Here is a 16516-nt window from a genome sequence, read left to right on the forward strand (position 1 = left end):
CTACCGATGAACGCGCCTGAAGGAAACCGCTCAAAGGTCGCGGGTTGAGGTCCTGATCAACACAGTTGCTACATGGATGTACTTGCGGCGTGTCCCGCGATGGTGGGCAGGCAAGGGCCCTGCAGCGAGATCGCAGATCAACGTTCTCCAACTGATCCGCGCAACGTTCTTACGAAACGAGAAACTTCGCGCTGGCAAACCGAAGTCATTGCGGCAACCCGGAGCTTCTACCTCCTGCACGACGCCTTGCACCCGCAAGCCAAAAACCATATCAAGCGACACGTGCAAGGTGATCCGCCCCGAAACATCGAGCGCGCTATGCAGCACTCACTCGGCGGTAAGCGGCACGTAACGCAATCGTAGATCCTGACCGAGCTGGCGCACGTCGAGCAGTTGCAAGGGATGACGCTGCGCCATCGTTTCGATGCCGAGTCCTGCGAGCAGCGGTCTGGCGGTATCGCCTAGTAAAACCGGCGCCATGTAGACCAGCAGCTCGTCGACCAGGCCGGCGTGCAGCAATGCACCGCTCAGCGTCGCGCCGGCTTCCACATGCACCTCGTTGATCCCGCGTTCGGCGATCGACGCCAAAACGGCAGACAGATCGAAGCGGCCGGCGTGCAGTGGCAAGGCAACGAACTGCGCATCGTCGAACGATGGCGGCAGCACATCATCGCCATGCACATACAGCGTCGGCGCATCGCCTTGACGAATGTTCTCGCACGCCAACGTGCGCAATCCGGCATCGAGTACCACGCGTAACGGCGGCACGAAAGGCGTGTCGTCGCCCAGCCGCACGGTCATGGATGGATCGTCCGCCAGCACCGTGCCGGTACCGGTAAAAATTGCACCGGCGCGCGCACGCCACCGCTGCACATCCGCACGCGCGTCCGCGCCGGTGATCCATTTGGACTCGCCGCTGGCCAGTGCGGTTCGCCCATCCAGGCTGGCGCCGAGCTTGACCCGCAGCCACGGCCGGCCACGTTCCACCCGCGACAGAAACCCCTGATTGAGCACGCGTGCCTGTGCTTGCATGACACCGCTCAGCACCTCGATCCCGGCTTCGCGAAGCAACGCAAAACCGCCGCCATTGACCTGCGGAAACGGGTCGGCCATCGCCGCGACCACACGCGTCACCCCTGCGGCGATCAAGGCCAATGCGCACGGCGGCGTGCGCCCGTAATGCGCGCACGGCTCCAAGGTCACATAGGCGGTGGCACCGCGCGCCAGCGCGCCAGCTGCGCGTAGCGCGAACACTTCCGCATGCGGGCCGCCGGCGCGCCGATGGAAGCCTTCGCCCACGCACACGCCATCGCGCACGATCACGCAGCCGACCATCGGATTTGGACGCGTGGTGTATGCGCCACGCTCGGCCAAGCGCAGTGCCTGCGCCATCCAGCGGTGGTCGTCGGCCGTTGCGCTCATTGCAGTGCCGTTTGCGGTTCGATGCACATCACCACGATCTGCATCGGCCCCAGCAGTAATTCCGCATGCGTCTGCCAGCCCAACCGCTGATAAAACGGCACCAGCACCGGTTGGCAATACAGGTACAACGCACTCACGCCCAATTGCGCGGCGGCTTGCACGCAATGCGCAACCAGCGCTTCGCCGATGCCCTGCCCGCGCGCCTGCGGCTGCACGTACAGCGATGCCAGCCACGGCGACCATTGCCGGATACGCGCGTCGTCGTTCTCCAGCAGGCTCACCGAGCCAAGCCACTGCGCCTGATCGAGCGCCACCCACGTCGTCGGGATCACGCCATCGCGGGTATGGCTGCGCAACTCGCGCAATGCCTCATCGAAATCCCAGTCCGGCAACAGACTGCCGAAGGCCTGCAGATGCGCCTGCGCGATGGCGGAAAGATGCTCCGGCGTGTCGGCCACACAGGCGATGCGTAACGCGTTCACCGCTTGCCGGGCTTGCCGGCGCGCTCCAACGCCGCTTCCAGCAGCGGCAACTGCTCGATGCCGACCGGAAGTTCGCGTTCGAGTTTTTCGATTTCCTCGCGGAAATCGGCCACGTCCTGGAAGCTGCGATACACCGAAGCAAAGCGCACATAGCCCACGTGATCGAGCTTGCGTAGCTCGACCATCACGTATTCGCCCACCCGCAGCGAGCCCACTTCGCGCTCGCCGGACATGCGCAGCTGATGCACCACCGCACGCACGGCCGCCTCGATCTGTTCTTCGGAGACGGGGCGCTTCTGCAGTGCGCGGTCGAAACTGGTGCGTAACTTGCGCGCATCGAACGCCTCGCGCCCACCGTCGCTCTTGACCACGGTGGGCAGCTTGAGTTCGATCGTCTCCAACGTGCTGAAACGCTCGCCGCACGCCTCGCACTCGCGGCGGCGACGAATCGTCGTGCCGTCTTCGGACACGCGCGAATCGATCACGCGGGTGTCGTTGTGCTGGCAAAAGGGGCAGTGCATCAGGGCGCCGGGAGTGGGAAGTGGGGATTAGGGATTGGCAACAGCAGGAGCAAGGACGCGCTTGCCGCGCATCCCCAATCCCGAATCACCAATCCCGGCACCTCAGCCATACACCGGATACTTCTTGCACTGCGCGGTCACCGCGTCGCGCACCTTCGCCAGCACCGCTTCGTCGGTGGGAGCGTCGAGCACGTCGGCGATCCAGTTGGCCAGATCGATACTGTCCTGCTCCAGATAGCCGCGGGTAGTGATGGCCGGGGTGCCCAGGCGCAGGCCCGAGGTGACGAACGGCGAGCGCGGGTCGTTGGGAACTGCATTCTTGTTCACGGTGATATGGGCCTTGCCGAGCGCGGCTTCGGCGTCCTTGCCGGACACGTCGCGGCCGATCATGTCCACCAGCATCAGATGATTTTCGGTGCCGCCGGACACGATCTTGTAGCCGCGCGCAATCAACGTCTTGGCCATCGCCTGGGCGTTCTTGACGACCTGCTGCTGGTAGGTCTTGAACGCCGGCTCCAGCGCTTCCTTGAACGCCACCGCCTTGGCCGCGATCACGTGCATCAGCGGGCCGCCCTGGATGCCGGGGAACACGATCGACTGCAGTTTCTTCTGCAGTTCTTCGCTGGCTCCCTTGGCCACGATGATGCCGCCACGCGGGCCGCGCAGGGTCTTGTGGGTGGTCGAGGTGACCACGTGCGCATGCTCCATCGGGCTCGGATAGACGCCGGCGGCAACCAGGCCGGCCACGTGCGCCATGTCCACGAACAGATACGCCCCGACGCTGTCGGCGATGGCGCGGAAACGCGCCCAGTCGATCTTCTGCGAATACGCCGAGAAGCCGGCCACGACCATCTTCGGCTTGTGCTCGGTAGCCAGGCGCTGGACCTCGTCGTAGTCGATCAGGCCCTGCGCGTCGACACCGTATTGCACCGCGTTGAACAGCTTGCCGGAGACATTGACCTTGGCGCCGTGGGTCAGGTGACCGCCATGGGCCAGGCTCATGCCCAGGATGGTGTCGCCCGGCTGCAGCAGCGCCAGATACACCGCCTGGTTGGCCTGCGAGCCGCTATGCGGCTGCACGTTCGCATACATATCTTCCGTGGAGCCCGCTCCGAACACCTGCTTGATGCGCTCGATCGCCAGCTGCTCGGCGATGTCGACGAACTCGCAGCCACCGTAATAGCGCTTGCCCGGATAGCCTTCGGCGTATTTGTTGGTCAGCTGGCTGCCCTGGGCTTCCATCACCAGCGGGCTGCAATAGTTTTCGCTGGCGATCAGCTCGACGTGATCCTCCTGGCGGCCGGCTTCGTCGGCGATGGCCTTGGCCAGTTCGGGGTCGTAGGTTTCCAGTCGGACGTCGCGCGAGAACATGCAGAGCTCCGGGGCAGCTGTTGCCAGTAGGGGCGCAGATTGTAAGCCCCCGCATGGACAGGTGACCAATTGCGATGCTGGCACGCCCCACGCGCACCATGGCGCCCGCGCCTTCAAAAGACAAAGGCGCACCGGAGTGCGCCTTTGTGTGATGGTCTGCCCGCTTGCCGGGCCGGACCAAATTGATCGCCAACGCTTAGTTGTTGAGCACCAGATCGGCGATCACCCCGGTTGCGATGGCCACCAGCAGGAAGTTGCCGGTGTTGTCGCGCTGCCAGCGATAGCCGCGCGGCGGGTAGCGCAGGTTGTAGCGGTCGTAATCGTTGACCACGTAAATCGGACCCTGATAGCGATGACCACGCACATAGGCTGGACGGCCGTAGTAGACCGGCGCCGGTACGTAGGCATACCCGCCACGATCGTAGTGGCGATCACGGTAGCGCGCGTCGCGATAGCCCTCACGGTAGCCATTGCCGTAGTAGCGGCGGTCCTGGCGCCAGTCGCGGCGGTCGGCCTGGCGGTCGTCCCGCCACTCACGACGGTCGTTGCGATGGTCGTCGCGACGATCATTACGCCAGTCGCGGCCATGATCGCGGCCGCGGTCATGGCCGCGGCGATCGTGGTCGCGGTCCCAGTCTCCGGCGAATGCGGCCGGTGCCACGGAGCCAAGCGCCAGGATGGAGGAAAGCACAACGGTAACGATGCGTTTGCGGTTCATGACAGCTCCTGTTTGCGATGTCGCAGTTGCATTAGTGCGCCCGGCGCCTTAACGCTTTCTTGCTGGAATCGGTTACGAAAACGCCCATTCAGGTGACAAGTAAGCTGCCGTTTAGCCGCAACCCTGCTCCCGCGTGCCAAGGCACTTGCCCGTATAATCGCCGCAATCCCTTTTCCGCTGCCTCCGGCCTCGGCCGGCGGGCTGCCTGCGTCCACGGAGTCCCCATGTCGCAATACATTTACACCATGAACGGCGTCAGCAAGACGGTGCCGCCGAAGCGCCAGATCATCAAGGACATCTCGCTGTCGTTCTTCCCGGGCGCCAAGATCGGCCTGCTCGGCCTGAACGGCTCGGGCAAGTCGACCGTGCTGAAGATCATGGCCGGCGTGGACACCGATTTCAGCGGCGAAGCGCGCCCGCAGGCCGGCATCAAGGTCGGCTATCTGGCCCAGGAACCCGAACTCAACCCCGAGCACACCGTGCGTCAGGCGGTGGAAGAAGGCGTCGGCGAAGTGCTGCAGGCCCAGGCCGCGCTGGACAAGATCTATGAAGCCTACGCCGAGGAAGGCGCCGACTTCGACAAGCTGGCCGCCGAGCAGCAGCGCCTGGAAGCCATCCTGGCTGCCGGCGATGCGCACATGGTCGAACAGCAGCTGGAAGTGGCCGCCGACGCGCTGCGTCTGCCGCCGTGGGAAGCGCTGATCGGCCCACTGTCCGGTGGCGAAAAGCGCCGCGTGGCACTGTGCCGCCTGCTGCTGCAGAAGCCGGACATGCTGTTGCTCGACGAACCGACCAACCATCTGGACGCCGAATCGGTCGAATGGCTGGAACAGTTCCTGGCGCGCTACACCGGCACCGTGGTGGCGGTGACGCATGATCGCTACTTCCTGGACAACGCCGCCGAGTGGATCCTGGAACTGGACCGCGGCCGCGGCATCCCGTGGAAGGGCAACTACACCGACTGGCTGACCCAGAAGGACGAGCGCCTCAAGCAGGAAGACAACCAGGAAAAGTCACGCCAGAAGGCGATCCAGAAGGAACTGGAATGGTCGCGGCAGAACGCCAAGGGCGGCCGTACCAAGGGCAAGGCGCGTCTGGCCCGGCTGGAAGAACTGCAGTCGGTGGATTACCAGCGCCGCAACGAGACCAACGAGATCTTCATTCCGCCGGGCGAGCGCCTGGGCAATGCCGTGCTCGAGTTCAAGAACGTCACCAAGAAGTTCGGCGACCGCCTGCTGATCGACAATCTGAGCTTCCTGGTGCCCGGTGGCGCGATCGTCGGCATCATCGGCCCCAACGGTGCCGGTAAGTCGACCCTGTTCAAGATGATCACCGGCATGGAGACCCCGGATTCGGGCGAGATCGTGCTCGGGCCGACGGTGAAGCTGGCCTACGTGGACCAGAGCCGCGACAAGCTGGAAGGCAACCACAACGTGTTCCAGGAAATCGCTGGCGGCCTGGACATCCTCAACATCAACGGGGTGGAGATCCAGTCGCGCGCCTACATCGGCCGCTTCAACTTCAAGGGCCAGGATCAGCAGAAGATGGTCGGCTCGTTGTCCGGCGGTGAGCGCGGTCGTCTGCACATGGCCAAGACGCTGTTGCAGGGCGGCAACGTGCTGCTGCTCGACGAACCGTCCAACGATCTGGACATCGAAACCCTGCGTGCGCTGGAAGATGCGCTACTGGAATTCCCCGGCAACACCTTCGTGATTTCGCATGATCGCTGGTTCCTGGATCGCATTGCCACGCACATCATCGCCTTCGAAGGCGACTCGCACGTGGAGTTCTTCCAGGGCAACTACCGCGAGTACGAAGAAGACAAGAAGCGCCGCATGGGCGACGACGCCGGTCCCAAGCGTCTGCGCTTCAAGGCGCTGAAGTAAGCAAGAGCGGCCAACAAAACGGCTGCGCTCGCCGCCAGGCGACTGCTCGCTACATTTTGTCAGCAACTCGTAAGACTAGGGCGCCGAAAGGCGCCCTTTTTATATGTACGGAGTGCAGTGGCGTCGCGTCGACAAACCGCGTCGTCGAGGATGGAGCACACCGTTGGTCGCTGCGTCACAGCTCGTAAGACAGCACGTCTTCGAAGCCGAAGGTGTCGAAGTTTTCGATGCGCGAGGGATATAGCCGGCCGACCAGGTGATCGTATTCGTGCTGCACCACGCGCGCGTGGAAGCCTTCGGCCTCGCGTTCGATCGGGCTGCCATCCGGCGCAAAGCCGCGATAACGGATGAAGCGATAGCGTGGGATCACTGCGCGCAATCCGGGAATGGACAGGCAGCCTTCCCACCCGTTTTCCATCTCCTCCGACAGCGGTTCGATCTGCGCATTCGCCAATGCGGTGCGCGGCACCGCCGGCGCTTCGGGGTAACGCTCGCTGGCCTCGAAACCGAACACCATCAATTGCAGATCCACCGCGATCTGCGGTGCGGCCAGACCCACACCGCGCGCATCGTCCATGGTCTCGAACATATCGGCCACCAAGGTGCGCAGCTCGGCGCTGCCCAGGTTGGTGACCGGTGGCGCCACGCGCAGCAGGCGTTTGTCGCCCATGCGGATAATCTCGCGAATCATCTAGCTGCTCCCGGGAAACGTGACGGGATTTTAGGACCTGTTCGGTAGGCGTAGGTGAGGTTGGGGATTGGGGATTGGGGATTGGGGATTGGCGGATTCGCAGCTGTGACATCGGATACCGCTGCGTTGGCACTTCACGTTTTGATCTCAGTTGGCTGCCCGGCTCGGTTTCCTTCTCCCGGCGGAGACGGGCTTCGCTCGTACCCTCATCCGCCCCTGCGGGGCACCTTCTCCCGATGGGAGAAGGAATCTGCTGTCGGAGCCTTGGCCTGCTGGCTGGAGTGACGGAGGCAGCGTCGTCGATGCAAGGCGTCGCATGGACCAAAGCCGGCTTGCTGTTCATCAGCCGCACACCAGCCGCCCAGCAGTCGGCTCGCGTCAAAAATTCGACCAATCCGGGCCCGGCCCCTGCTGGAATCTCCAAAAAATATCCCATGGCAAGCGACTGACTGACTGTTTCAGTTCACCGCTTCGCATTCAGGGGCTTGCATGTCAAAAGATTGACACAAGTCACGGATTCATGATTCAGTCATGAACAGACTGAAACGGAAGGATCCCCCGAATGCCGGTGTCTGCACGGCATCCCTTTTCCCCTGTTGGACTCAAGGAAACCCCAACGATGATGAGCTTTCGCAAGCGCGGATGGATGCTGTCCGGCGTGTTGTGTGTTGTCTGCCTGCCGGCGCTGGCCGTCGCGCAAGAGGCCGCAACCAGCAGTTCCAAGGTCGGCATCGACCCCGCCACCGGCAAGCTGCGCCCGCTGACCGACGCCGAGAGCGCGGCGCTGGATCAGCAAGCTGCGTCGTCGGCCCGCAGCAGTGCTGCCCGCACCACGGTTCCGCAGACCGAAGCCGCCGCGCGCGCGACCGAGCGACGCCTGCCCAACGGCACCGTGGCGCGCAAACTGCCGGCCACGCAGATGAGTTCGCTGGCCGCGACCCGTCAGGCCGATGGCCGCATCGTCATCGAACACAGCGACGACGCCGACACCCAACCCGCCCACGCCGAGCACGGAGCGCTGCCGCATGAATAAGCCCTTGTTGCTGTTGTCTCTGGCCGTGGCCGCCGCCATCGCGCCGCTGCACGCAAGCGCCGCCAACGTCACGCTGATCAATGGCGATGCCGGCACCAGCGTCGGCTTGAACGATCCCACCAGCGCAGCGCCACTGGGTGGCAATCCCGGGCGCTCGGTGGGCGAACAGCGCCGCATCGCCTACCAGTACGCCATGGACCTGTGGGGTGCAGTGCTGCAGAGCAACGTCGAGATCAAGGTGTATGCCTCGTTCGCGCGGCTGACCTGTACCGCCACCGGCGGCACGCTGGGTCAGGCCGGCCCGAACTGGATCGTCAACGACTTCCCCGGTTCCAAGCCCAATACGCTGTATCCGTCCGCGTTGGGCGATGCGATCGCCGGGCAGGATCTGGTGCCCGATCCGAACGATCCGGCCGACGTGTTTTCGCAATTCAACGGCGACCTGGGCAAGGAAGATTGCCTGGCCGGCTCGGGCTGGTACCTGGGTCTGGACGGCAAGACGCCCGAAGGCCAGATCAACTTCCTCAACGTGGTGATGCATGAGATCGGCCACGGCCTGGGCGCGGCGGGCTTCCTCAACAAGACCACCGGCGTGCTCGGCTCGGGCACCGGCCTGACCGACGTCTACACCGCGCAGGCCTACGACAACGTGCAGAACAAGCGGTTCGACGACCCGGCCATGACCAACGCGCTGCGTGCAGAAGCGATGCGCACACCGGGTCGTACGGTGTGGGCCGGCACGCGCGTCAACCGCGAGGCGGCGTTGATCCTGGATCCGCGCACCTTGCTGCGGGTCACCGCACCGGCCAGCGCAGCCGGCAAGTACGAGGTGGGCTTTGCCAGCTTCGGGCCGCTGGCCAGTGCGGCCAATTTCCCGGCCAAGTCGGTGGTGACGGTCAACGATGGCGTGGCGGCACCGTCGGCCGGCGATGGCTGCGAGACGCCGTTCGCCAATGCGGCTGCTGTGGCCGGCAAGGTGGCGCTGATCGACCGTGGCACCTGCGCGTTCGCGATCAAGGTCAAGAATGCCCAGCTCAACGGCGCGGTGGGCGTGATCGTCGCCAACAACGCGGCGGGCGTGCAGACGATGGGCAATGCCGCGCCGCCGATCACCGACATCACCATCCCGGCGATCATGGTGTCGCAGGCCGATGGTGCGCGTCTGAAGAGCAGCACCGCAGTGGTCGCGGCGTTGTACGAAGATCCCGAGCTGTTGCAGGGCACCGACAGCGAAGGCCGTACACGCTTGTACGCGCCCAGCGTGGTGGCCGGCGGTTCGACGTTCTCGCACTTCGATACCGACCTGCAGCCGAACGCGTTGATGGAACCGTTCGACACACCGGAAGTGCAGGCGCATCTGAACATCGACCTGACCCCGGCGATGTTTGCCGATATCGGGTGGACCTTGAACCGCGGGCTGGCCAAGCTCGGTAGCTGCAATACGCTGGTGCCGACGCTGGAGACCGGCGGGTTGATTCCCGGCGCGAACATCTCGGCCGAAAGCAGCCTGTGCAAGACCCAGAACGCCGGCAACCGTCTCGGTTACCTGACCTGCATGGACGAGCACGCGCGCGACTTGCAGAACCAGGGCGCCATCAGCCGCGTGCAACAGGCGTCGGTGTTCGTCTGCGCCACCAAGGTGCGTCCGTAAACAGCAAGAGTCACTGCATGTGATGCGAGCGGCGCCGAAAGGCGCCGTTCGTTTATCTGCATCACGCTGATTCCGGTACCGGCGGCAACCCGAACACATCGCGCAGATAGCGCAGGTAGCCGGGGTCGTCGCACATGCTCTTGCCGGGCGAATCGCTGAGCTTTGCCACCGGCTGGCCATTGCAGCGGACCATCTTGATCACGATCTGCAGCGGCGTCGGGCCCAGGTCGTTGGTGAGGCTGGTACCCACCCCGAAGGCCAGGCGGCAGCGGGTGTGGAAGTGCGCGTACAGCCGCATCACCTTGTCGATGTTGAGGCCATCGCTGAACACCAGCACTTTGGTCGCGGGGTCGATGCGGTGCGCCTGGAAGTGCGCGATGACCCGCTCGCCCCAATCGAACGGGTCGCCCGAATCATGGCGCATGCCGTCGAACAACTTGCAAAAATACAGGTCGAAATCGCGCAGAAACGCGTCTAGCCCGACCACATCGGACAACGCGATACCCAGATCGCCGCGGTACTCGCGCGCCCACGATTCCAGCGCCGCCACCTGCGAATCGCGCAGCCGCGGCCCCAGCGCCTGGAAGGCCTGCAGATACTCGTGCGCCATCGTGCCCAGCGGGGTCAGGCCGTAATGCTTGGCGAAATAGACGTTGCTGGTGCCGACGAACTGTTCGCCCAGGCCGTCGCGCAGCAACGGCAGCAACTCGCCATGCCACTGCTGCGAATAGCGGCGACGGGTACCGTAGTCGGCGATCTTGCAGCCGGCGGGCATGCTGCGCAGGCTGCTCACCTTCTCGCGCAGGCGGCTGCGGCCTTGCTCGAAATCCGGCTCGGAGGTGTTGCGGAACCACACCTCGTTGATGATCGCCAGCAACGGCACTTCGAACAGGATGGTGTGCAGCCACGGGCCACGGATGGTCAGCTCGATCTCGCCCGGATGCGTGGTCGAGGCCGAGAGCTGCAGATACTTGCGATCCAGATGAAACAGCGCCAGGAAGTCGGCAAAATCTGGCTTGATGAAGCGCAGGCTGCGCAGGTAGGCCACTTCGTCCTCGCGTAGCCGCAACCGGCACAACGCATCGATCTCGCGTGAGATCTCCTCGATGAACTGCGCCAGATCCACACCGGGCGTGCGGCACTTGAAGCGGTAGTCGACCTGCGCGGCCGGGTGTTGATGCAGCACCGCCTGCATCATGGTGAATTTATACAGGTCGGTGTCGAGCAGCGAGTGGATGATCATGCCGCCGGATTATGCCCGTAGCGGCGATCGCGCTGCGTGCAAGCCAATCCGATGCCGTGGGCGCCGCCACGCTGCAAGGGCAGCACAGCGGCAGTGCGCTGGGCGAACTACATCGGCGATACCTAGGCAATGGCGCTCGGCACTGTCCCTGGACGATGCCAAGCGCAATCGCTCAGCGCGCCAGCACCTGCTGCGCCGGCTTGCCCTGCACGGTGAAGTCGCTATCGCCCGGCCCGCCGGCCTTGGGATCGGTGTACCAGCACCACAGCGCGATGCCTTCCACGCCATGCGCCTGCAGCACCTTGCGCCACTGCTGGAGCACCTGCAGTTGCAGCCGCGTATCGACCGCGGCGGCACGTTGTTCGGGGCTTTCCCAGGGCACGGCCAGGCTGCCGCGTGCAGAGCGCAGGCCCAACTCGGCCACCCACACCGGTTTGCCCACGCGTTGACCCAGCTGCTGCAGGCGCTGCGCAGCGGCGTTCATTTCTGCCGTGCGCGTGGCGGCCGCTTCGGACAGCCGCGGATACAGGCTGGTGCCCACCGCATCGAACAACGCCCAGTAGCGGAAGCTCTCGGCATGCTCCATGCCGTCGGCCACGTACAACACTTTGCCGCGATAGACCTTGCGGACTTCCGCCACCAGGCCGGGCCACTGCGGCGCGTCCTGCAGCTTGCGCAGTTCGGTGCCGATCACCAGCGCTTCGGCGTGTTCGTCTTCGGCCAGTCTGGCCAGCGGCAACAGCGCGTTCTGATACGCGGCAAACCAGGCCGCCTGATCGGTTGGCTCGGTATCGCCCGCCCAATGGCCGGGAATCCACACGTGCACCTTGAGCGTGGTTTGCAACCCGGCGCGGTGACTTTGGCGCAATGCGGCGCGCATGGCTTCCACACTGCTGTCGCTGCCGAGTACCGGGTCGTTGGACTGCGGATTGGCCTGCCACACAAACGCCACCAGCAGCGCCTTGCTGGCACCGGTCTTGGCCAGTGCATCCAGCGACTGCGCCGCAGACGCGCTCTCCCACGGCGCATTGGCCGACACCTTGACGTTGACGCCCATCCACGTCGATGCGTCCGCGTTGCATCCAGTTGCCAGCATGCACACGCCGGCCAACAACACGCTGCTTAGAACGCGTTTGAACATGCGGCAGAGGCCTCGCTGGTCAACGGTGTCGTAGGATGCGCGCACTCCGTTGCACCCAGAGTTGCCGTGCGCTTGCCCGGCTGCACGGCCGTGTCCGTCGCAGCGCCGGACGACGCGCCATCGGCAGCAACAGGCGTTGCCGCAGTGGCATCGACCCTCGCCATGGCGGCATCTGCCGGCTGCACCACAGCGGCATTCGCTGCTGCAGGCGCCACTGTGCGACTCGCCGGTAGCGACACCGGCGCGGCCATCACCAGCGCCTCGCCATGCAACAGCGACTGCGCATCGGCAGGCGCTGCACGCAGCCAGCTACCCCAGCCCTGCGGCTGCACCCACGCCGCACCGACCAGGCCAAGCAACAACAAGCCGGCCGCCTGGCTGCGCTGATCGGCACGCAGCGCGCGCAACAACAACGCCGCCGGCACCCACAGCAGCAACAAGGCATCGAAGCCGGCCCAGCCGAAGGCGAACGACAACGCCGCCGCACAGACCACCGTGCCGGCACTGGCCACCACGCCGCGCGTGAGCGCACTACTACGGCTGCGTGCCAGCAACGCCAGGATGGGGAAGCACACCGCCGCCGCCACGCCCCAACGCACGGCCGGCAACCAGCCTTCTGCATGCTCCGCCAAGGGCAACGGCAGTGGATGCGCACCCTGCGCGATGCTGGACAGCGTCGGCCACGGCGCGTTGAACACGGTCAGATTGACGTAGGCCCACATGCCCACCAGAAACGCGAACGGCAGATAGCACACCAGATAGAACGAGCCCGGCGCCTTGCGCAGCATCTGCGGCGGCATCACCAGCAGCAGCCACGGCGCCACCATCGTCGACAGCGCCAGGGTCTGCAGATCCAGGCACAGCAGGATGCACAACCAACCGGCGATACGCAGGTAAGTGAAGGCCTCTACTGGCGTCTGCAAGCGCCGCAAGGTGCGGCACAGGCCATAGAACGCGAGCAGGCCCACCGCCTGGCTACCGCCTGCGGCGATCGGCAGCAGGAACAGCGGATTGCAGCCCACCAGCAGGGTCAATCCGCTGGCCCAGCCGCGTCCGAACACGCCGGCCAGATCGCGCCATAGCAGCGACAGGAACAGCGCATTGGCAGCCACCGCCACGAACGGCCACACCTGGAACGGCAGGTTCCAGCTGTGCAGCCCAAGATCGATCGCCCACGACAACAGCCCGGTCGCCGGCAAGCCTGCACCCGGCGCCATCGCCGGTGCGGCCGTGCCCACCGACTGCACCAACAACGGCTGGCTCAGCAGCGACAACGCCACCACGGCGACCAGAAACGCTGGTAGCCCGCTGTCGCGACGCGGTGTGACCGATTCACTCGTCGAGTGCGGCGCGACGCTCGTTTTCCGAATGCTTGCTGAGGCCATGAGTGGTCTTCTCCCAATAGAACGGATTGTGGATCAGCTGCCAGAGACCCTTGTAAGCGGCGATCGACTGCAACGCCCAATAGAACGGCACCGTCAGCGCGTAAGGCGCCAGCTTGAAGTAGTCGCGCTTGAACGCAGCCACCAGCGTGATGTAGATGAAAAACGCGTTGGCCAATAACAGATTGACCAGCGAGATGGTGGCCAGCCACGGCGGGAAGAAGCGCTCGAACGCGTTTGTTCCGGTGACCGCCCAAACCAGATACAAGGCCCACAACACCGGCACGCCCAGCGCGGTAAAGAAGCCGCCGCCGATGAAGAACTGAAAGCCCCAGAAACCCTTGAACCCGGTGCTGCGATACAGATGCACCGGGTCGCGCATGTGCACCAGCCAGGTCTGCATATAGCCCTTGAGCCAGCGCGAACGCTGCCGGATCCAGTTGGGAATGCTGACGTTGGCTTCTTCGAACGTGGTGGAGTTGACCACGTTGACGCGATACCCGTTCTGGATCAGCCGCACGCCCAGATCGGCGTCTTCGGTGACGTTGTACGGATCCCACGCACGCACCTGGCGCAACACATCCAGACGGAAGTGATTGGAGGTGCCGCCCAGCGGAATCGGGATGCGCAGGTATTCCAGCGCCGGCAGGTAGAAGTCGAACCAGAGCGTGTACTCCAGCGTGAACATCCGCGTCAGCCAGTTCTCGTCGGCGTTGTAGTAGTTCAGGCGCGCCTGGATGCACACCACATCCTTTTCGGCCTTGCGGAATGCGGCCACCACACGCTTGAGCTGATCCGGCTCGGGCTTGTCTTCGGCGTCGTAGATGGTGAGCAGCTCGCCACGCGCAAAATGCAGCGCGTAGTTGCAGGCCTTGGGTTTGGTCTTGGGCTGCGACGGCGGCACCCGGATGATTTCGAAGAATGCTTCCAGCCCGAGTTTCTTGGCCGCATCGATGGTGTCGAAGTCGTCTGCTTCCAGCACCAGCTTCACGTCGAGCTTGCTGATCGGATAATCCAGCTTGCGCAGCGCGTTGGCCAGAATCGGCAGGACTTCCGGCTCCTTGTACATCGGCACCAGGACGGTATAGACCGGCAGGTCGTCGTCGCGCAGCGCGGCCACTTCGTCCTCGGTGACCTTGATGTCGATGCGGTGGCGCGAGCCGAACCACACCAGCAGCAGCTTCAATCCGAACGTCGCAAGGAACCCGAGCGCCACCAGCACGTTGACCGTGATCAACGCCGGCACCGGGAACAGCACCAGCGCCGTCACCAGCACCGCAGCGATCGCCCATAGCGTGAACTTCTGTCCGCGCGTCACCACCTGGCGTGCCGAATAGGTCGGCGCATGCGCGGCGAGCAGGTTCAGTGCGTTGTCGGTGAGCTGCTCGTCGGCGTAGCGCTGCAGGCTCCAGATGATGTCGAACTTGGCAGTACCGACAAACCGCACCTCTTCGCCGTAGTGCGCACGCGCCCAGGCAAACAGCGCCGGGTCGGGATCGGCCACCGCCAGCACCAGCACGCCGTCTTCGCGCCGCCACGGCAACAGCAGACGCTGCGCGTAACTTTCCAGATCGCCGGGGGTGAGCAGTTCCGGATCCGGCGGCTGCTGCACCAGGTCGATGAACTCAAGACCGAAGTGCGCGGCGACGATGGCGTAGAACCGCTGCGCCGGCACACCGCGCTGGGCCAGGATCACATCGCCCAGACGCGAGTTCCAGCGTTGCTGCAAGGCCAGCGCCGAGCGCAGCTGTTCGTCGGTGATGACGCCTGCCGTGACCAGCGCGCGACCCAACAGACCGCGTTCGCGGCCGATGTCCGGTGCCCGTCCCAGCGCTTCCATTTCGCAGGTGACCGTCATTGTCATGTGTCCTTAGAACCGCCACCAGGCGGCCACGAATGGCCCGCCTGCAGCAGCGGTGTTGCGGCCCATCACCGGCTGCTGGTACCCCACCTGCCACTGGCTGCCGCCGGGCGCGGTGTACAGCGTGGACAGCTGCAGCTTGGTGAGGTCGTAGTTGGTGCCAGTGGCGACGAAGCCAACGCCGCCAGCAGAGCCTGGGACATCAAAGTTGTTACGCCCGTTGCCCAGACCCTGAATCACGTTGAGCTCGCCGAGCAACAACCAGCTCGGGGTCAGGCTCAGACCGGTGGACGCGTCCACCCGCACTTCGTCGGAGGCAGCGCTACCGCGCAGGCGCACCGCACCACCCAGATCGACGTAACCGTTACGCCCGCCCAGCGTGTAACCCCGCCCGCGGCTGTAACGCAGCTCCAGGCCGTAGTCGCCCAGGCCGAGCGCAGGATCGGAGTTTGCTTCGGGATTATTTGGATGGAAGGTCTTGCTGCGGCCATACGCCGGAATGCTGACCAACGCCTGCACCGAACTGCGCCAGACATCGTCCTGCGCGCTCGGCAGCGCATAGCGCAGGCCGATTTCCTGATCGGCAAAACCGGTCGTGCTGGTGCGCGTACGGCCATCTCCGCCGTAGTTGCTGAAACCGACATCGGTGAAATAGAAATTGCCGATAAAACTGAGCTTGTCGGTCAGGCCATGCTCGACGTAGACATTCAGCTGGTCCTGGCGGCTACGCCCGTTTCCATCGAATTGTTGGCCGTCACCGAAGGTGGTGCGGTGATGGCTATCGTCGAACCAGCCACGGCCATCGCTATGCAGCGCCTTGACGATCACCAGCGTGTCGCCCTGCGGCTGGGTCCAGGCACCGGCCAACGCCGTGCCTGGCAACGCGGCCAGCGCACAACCCAGCGCAAGCGCCGCGGCAGATGTCAGCGGCAAACGGCGGAGGTTGCGAGTGAGGCGCGGCGGTAAAGCAGCCGAGCCGGAGTGCGGCAAGGCGAGGCACGACTGACGTACCCGCAAGCGCGGGTCGTTCTGTAAAGACATTTGTACGATTCCTGATGGGGGACCCGGAAGGGACAGGAAGCTAGGGGTTGATCACACTTCTAGGCGAAACGTA

Annotated in this window: 14 protein-coding genes; 3 read left to right on the plus strand and 11 right to left on the minus strand. The window is 64.5% G+C overall.

Annotated elements, in window-relative coordinates:
* Positions 1-327 precede the first annotated feature (327 nt).
* From ribD to FFY45_RS18550, 5 genes are all read right to left on the minus strand, one after another.
* Positions 328-1422 (minus strand): bifunctional diaminohydroxyphosphoribosylaminopyrimidine deaminase/5-amino-6-(5-phosphoribosylamino)uracil reductase RibD, encoded by a 1095-nt coding sequence (gene ribD / locus FFY45_RS18530; RefSeq protein ID WP_176341558.1) that lies wholly within the window; start codon positions 1420-1422, stop codon positions 328-330.
* The gene (locus FFY45_RS18535; protein WP_176341559.1) at positions 1419-1904 is read right to left on the minus strand and encodes a GNAT family N-acetyltransferase; all 486 of its coding nucleotides are present in this window, start codon (positions 1902-1904) and stop codon (positions 1419-1421) included. The genes ribD and FFY45_RS18535 overlap by 4 nt, the downstream gene beginning before the upstream one ends.
* Positions 1901-2425 carry a transcriptional regulator NrdR gene (nrdR, locus tag FFY45_RS18540; RefSeq protein WP_006453216.1) on the minus strand — a complete coding sequence of 175 codons (525 nt, stop codon included), beginning with the start codon at positions 2423-2425 and terminating at the stop codon, positions 1901-1903. Before nrdR ends, FFY45_RS18535 begins: the two co-directional genes overlap by 4 nt.
* A gap of 102 nt (positions 2426-2527) precedes the next feature.
* A complete protein-coding gene (gene glyA, locus FFY45_RS18545) occupies positions 2528-3796 on the minus strand; it encodes a serine hydroxymethyltransferase (protein WP_176341560.1) in 1269 nt (422 codons plus the stop codon).
* 196 nt (positions 3797-3992) lie between these two features.
* Positions 3993-4514, minus strand: coding sequence for an RcnB family protein (locus tag FFY45_RS18550; protein WP_176341561.1), 522 nt, complete (start codon positions 4512-4514; stop codon positions 3993-3995).
* Between the two features lie 224 nt (positions 4515-4738).
* On the opposite strand from FFY45_RS18550, the gene ettA reads away from it, so the two are divergent.
* Positions 4739-6400, plus strand: coding sequence for an energy-dependent translational throttle protein EttA (ettA, locus tag FFY45_RS18555; protein WP_006452559.1), 1662 nt, complete (start codon positions 4739-4741; stop codon positions 6398-6400).
* A 175-nt stretch (positions 6401-6575) separates the two neighbouring features.
* On the opposite strand, the gene def is transcribed toward ettA, so the two are convergent.
* Complete coding sequence (gene def / locus FFY45_RS18560; protein WP_006452558.1) at positions 6576-7091, minus strand: peptide deformylase; 516 nt, start codon at positions 7089-7091, stop codon at positions 6576-6578.
* Between the two features lie 619 nt (positions 7092-7710).
* Here def and FFY45_RS18565 point away from each other — a divergent pair.
* Together FFY45_RS18565 and FFY45_RS18570 are read left to right on the plus strand one after the other, a co-directional pair.
* Entirely contained in the window at positions 7711-8124 is a 414-nt protein-coding gene (locus FFY45_RS18565; RefSeq protein ID WP_176341562.1) for a post-PEP-CTERM-1 domain-containing protein, read from the plus strand.
* Positions 8117-9775 (plus strand): PA domain-containing protein, encoded by a 1659-nt coding sequence (locus FFY45_RS18570; protein ID WP_176341563.1) that lies wholly within the window; start codon positions 8117-8119, stop codon positions 9773-9775. Before FFY45_RS18565 ends, FFY45_RS18570 begins: the two co-directional genes overlap by 8 nt.
* A gap of 61 nt (positions 9776-9836) precedes the next feature.
* On the opposite strand, the gene pncB is transcribed toward FFY45_RS18570, so the two are convergent.
* The 5 genes from pncB to FFY45_RS18595 form a co-directional block, all read right to left on the minus strand.
* Positions 9837-11018 carry a nicotinate phosphoribosyltransferase gene (gene pncB / locus FFY45_RS18575; protein ID WP_006452555.1) on the minus strand — a complete coding sequence of 394 codons (1182 nt, stop codon included), beginning with the start codon at positions 11016-11018 and terminating at the stop codon, positions 9837-9839.
* 172 nt (positions 11019-11190) lie between these two features.
* Positions 11191-12159, minus strand: a complete 969-nt coding sequence (locus FFY45_RS18580; RefSeq protein WP_176341564.1) for a glycoside hydrolase family 113 — start codon at positions 12157-12159, stop codon at positions 11191-11193.
* Complete coding sequence (locus FFY45_RS18585) at positions 12141-13442, minus strand: hypothetical protein (RefSeq protein ID WP_176341581.1); 1302 nt, start codon at positions 13440-13442, stop codon at positions 12141-12143. The genes FFY45_RS18580 and FFY45_RS18585 overlap by 19 nt, the downstream gene beginning before the upstream one ends.
* A 49-nt stretch (positions 13443-13491) precedes the next feature.
* Positions 13492-15399 carry a glycosyltransferase family 2 protein gene (locus FFY45_RS18590; protein ID WP_176341565.1) on the minus strand — a complete coding sequence of 636 codons (1908 nt, stop codon included), beginning with the start codon at positions 15397-15399 and terminating at the stop codon, positions 13492-13494.
* Between the two features lie 12 nt (positions 15400-15411).
* Complete coding sequence (locus FFY45_RS18595; protein ID WP_176341566.1) at positions 15412-16443, minus strand: hypothetical protein; 1032 nt, start codon at positions 16441-16443, stop codon at positions 15412-15414.
* Positions 16444-16516 lie beyond the last annotated feature (73 nt).

It is taken from the genome of Xanthomonas hortorum (assembly GCF_011305375.1).
GTDB lineage: Bacteria > Pseudomonadota > Gammaproteobacteria > Xanthomonadales > Xanthomonadaceae > Xanthomonas > Xanthomonas hortorum_E.